3 protein-coding genes are annotated in these 3,423 nt (G+C 53.2%); all 3 read right to left on the reverse strand.

The annotated features are described in order from the left end of the window. Positions 1–1,559: translation elongation factor 4 (gene lepA / locus ADADOO_RS09180; RefSeq protein ID WP_511276923.1), on the reverse strand; the 1,559-nt coding region annotated here is incomplete at its 3' end. A gap of 59 nt (positions 1,560–1,618) precedes the next feature. Beyond that, positions 1,619–1,864, reverse strand: coding sequence for a glutaredoxin family protein (locus ADADOO_RS09185; RefSeq protein ID WP_511276925.1), 246 nt, complete (start codon positions 1,862–1,864; stop codon positions 1,619–1,621). Then, on the reverse strand, positions 1,854–3,275 hold the full coding sequence (locus ADADOO_RS09190; RefSeq protein WP_511276927.1) for a DegQ family serine endoprotease: 1,422 nt from the start codon (positions 3,273–3,275) through the stop codon (positions 1,854–1,856). The genes ADADOO_RS09185 and ADADOO_RS09190 overlap by 11 nt, the downstream gene beginning before the upstream one ends. Between the last annotated feature and the right edge of the window lie 148 nt (positions 3,276–3,423).

A 3,423-nucleotide genomic window follows, 5' to 3' on the forward strand; every position in this document is an offset into this window, starting at 1 on the left:
GGGATAAGCTCACGCATTTTGCTTGCCAATTCACGACCGCGATATTGCGCGTTGGCACGGTGTACGATCAGCGATAGAGCATCGACCTTTTCACTGTTGATCAGGATGTCAAGTTTTACGACATCGGCCGCGCGGTATTCCTTGAAATCGTAGTCAAGAGAGGCATAGCCCTTCGAGCAAGATTTCAGTTTATCGAAGAAATCCATGACCACTTCAGCCATCGGCATCTCATAAACCAGCTTTACTTGGCGGCCGTGGTAGTGCATGTCAACCTGGTTGCCGCGCTTTTGATTACACAGCGTGATGACGTTGCCAAGGTAATCCTGTGGCACGAAGATGGTCGCCGTAATGATCGGTTCGCGGACCTCTTCGGTTTTAGTTATATCTGGCAGTTTTGCCGGGTTTTCGACTTCGATGATTGACCCATCCCGCATCACAACCTGATAAACCACCGTGGGAGCAGTGGTGATCAAATCCTGGTCGAATTCGCGCTCCAAACGCTCCTGAACAATTTCCATGTGCAGGAGACCCAGAAACCCACAGCGGAAACCGAAACCAAGTGCCTGGGATACTTCTGGTTCATAGTGCAGCGAAGCATCATTGAGCTTGAGTTTCTCGAGCGATTCGCGCAACGAGTCATACTGGTTGGATTCAATTGGGTACAACCCGGCGAAAACCTGCGGCTTGATTTCCTTGAAGCCGGGGAGTGCTTCGGTTGCTTTGCGGTCCATTCTGGTGATCGTATCGCCGACCTTGGCTGCCTGTAGTTCCTTGATGCCAGAAATGACGAAACCGACTTCACCCGCTCGGAGTGCTTCGCGTGACTCGGATTTTGGGGAAAATACGCCAACCTGCTCGCACAATTGCTGCGCGCCGGTGGCCATGAAGAGCAGCTTGTCCTTGGGTCTCAAGACACCATCGACCACGCGCACCAACATAACGACACCGACATAGTTGTCGAACCATGAGTCGATGATCAACGCCTTGAGTGGCGCGTCCGGGTCACCTTTGGGCGGGGGAATGCGCGCGACAACGGCCTCCAGAATATCCTCGACCCCAAGGCCAGTCTTTGCAGATGCAAGGACTGCCTCTGATGCATCGATGCCGATGACGTCTTCAATCTCCTGCCGTGCATTTTCCGGGTCGGCTGACGGCAAATCGATCTTGTTCAAGACCGGCACCACCTCGACATCGAGTTCTAGTGCGGTGTAGCAGTTGGCCACAGTCTGCGCCTCGACACCCTGCGAGGCATCAACCACCAGCAAGGCACCTTCGCAGGCGGACAACGAGCGGGAGACTTCGTAAGAAAAGTCGACGTGACCAGGCGTGTCGATCAGGTTCAGGTTGTAAACCTTGCCGTCGCGCGCCTTATAGCGGAGCGATGCTGTCTGTGCCTTGATGGTAATGCCGCGCTCACGTTCAATATCCATTGAATCGAGCACCTGAGCTTCCATCTCGCGGTCTGAAAGACCACCGCATAGGTGAATGATACGATCCGCCAGCGTTGATTTGCCGTGGTCGATATGCGCGATGATCGAGAAGTTTCTAATATGATCCATTGATGCCAGTAAAAAAGGGCGCCGTCCCGCGCCCTTCCCTTTTCAGAAGACCTCCGATTTTAGCGGATTCCAGCCAAATATTCACGAGTTTTGGCTTCGTCCAGAAAGTAATGGCAAAGCTCGTTGTCGCCATGAAGTAGTACCGGCACCAACTCATCGAAACATGCTTCAAGGGCAGGGTCGGCATCAACATCCAGCACGTTGATAGAGGCACCGAATTCTTCAGCAATAGGCTTGAGCGCAACAGCCATGTCGTGGCAGAGGTGGCAATAGTCGCGACTGATCAGGGTCAACTCAATTGCCATTGAGCCCTTTGATGGTAATAAAAGTCTGCATCTCGCCGCGCCGGATCAACAGTGTGACATTACTGCCTTTGTCGAACTGGACCAGAAGCTTGTTGAGCTGATCAGCAGTTTTGACCTCGGTCGTCGCACCCTTGCTGATAACGGCAATAATGATGTCCCCTGGACGCAAATCGGAGCGCGCGCCAACCCCACGAACATCTTCGATCAACAAGCCAAAATTCATTTTCAATTCGCGCTTTTGCTCCGTTGATAATTCGCTAACCACAAGACCAAGACGATTGGCCGGTCGCTCCACCGACTTGGTGCTGCGTTGCGGTTTTGCACTGGCGAGTTTGTCGTCGGGAACCTCGCCGATAACAACGTTGATTTCACGGGTTGCCCCTTTGCGCCAGACCTGAACTGTAGAACGGGTTCCCGGTTTGGTAATGCCAACCATGCGGGGAAGGTCGGCAGAATTGTTAATGGACTTTCCGTCGAATTTGAGGATCACGTCACCGGCTTCAATACCTGCTTTTTCGGCCGGACCGTTGTTTTCTACGGAGTTAACCACTGCCCCCATCGGCTTTCCCAGCCCCAGCGATTCGGCGAGCTCCTTGCTGACCTCCTGGATCACAACACCCAAGCGACCGCGACTAACCTTCCCCGAGGTGCGCAACTGGTTCTGGATTTCCATAGCCACATCGATAGGAATGGCAAAGGAAACCCCCATGTAACCACCACTGCGACTGTAAATTTGCGAATTGATGCCAACGACTTCGCCGCGCATATTAAACAGAGGGCCTCCTGAGTTGCCGGGATTGATCGCAACATCGGTTTGAATAAATGGCACATAGTTTTCCTGCGGCAATGAGCGTCCTTTTGCAGAAACGATGCCGGCAGTTACCGAATTATCGAAACCGAAAGGGGAGCCAATAGCAACCACCCATTCGCCCACCTTGAGTTGGGACGGATCCCCCAACTTGGCTACCGGAAGGCCTGTGGCGTTGATCTTGAGCAATGCAACATCGGTTCGCTTGTCGGTGCCGATAGTCTTTGCTTTGAATTCGCGTTTGTCGGTCAGGCGCACCGTTACCTCGTCAGCGCCGTCAACAACATGGGCGTTGGTTAAAATGTAGCCGTCACTGCTAACGATGAAGCCGGAACCAAGCGACTTGTTTTCGAAATCACGGGGCACGCCACCACCAGGAGTCCGCGGGATAAAACGCTTGAAAAACTCGAATGCGGGATCGCTCTCGTCGAACGGAAATGGCATCGCCTGTGACTGTCCGCGCATGATGTGGGTCGTACTGATATTGACGACAGCAGCCCCCTGCTTTTCTGCCAGTTCGGAAAAGTCCGGCAGCCCGCGGGTCTGAGCAGAGGCAAACGACCCAAGAAAACAAATACAGAAAAAGGCAATCAGGCGTTTCATGGACGACATAACCTCCTGTTTCGATCAGGAACGGGAAATGATATGAGGACGTTCAGTGATATTTCCACGACGGCTGTGCGAATGGGCAATGACATAAAGGAATGCAGCACTCAGCCCAACTCCCGCCCCAGCCATGGCACTCAAGTCA

It is taken from the genome of Azonexus sp. (genome assembly GCF_036170495.1).
In the GTDB taxonomy this organism is placed as follows: domain Bacteria; phylum Pseudomonadota; class Gammaproteobacteria; order Burkholderiales; family Rhodocyclaceae; genus Azonexus.

Excerpts from the sequence above, each read along its gene's own strand:
- ADADOO_RS09185 (WP_511276925.1), bottom strand. The coding sequence starts at position 1,864 with ATGGCAATTGAGTTGACCCTGATCAGTCGCGACTATTGCCACCTCTGC.
- ADADOO_RS09190 (WP_511276927.1), bottom strand. The coding sequence starts at position 3,275 with ATGAAACGCCTGATTGCCTTTTTCTGTATTTGTTTTCTTGGGTCGTTT.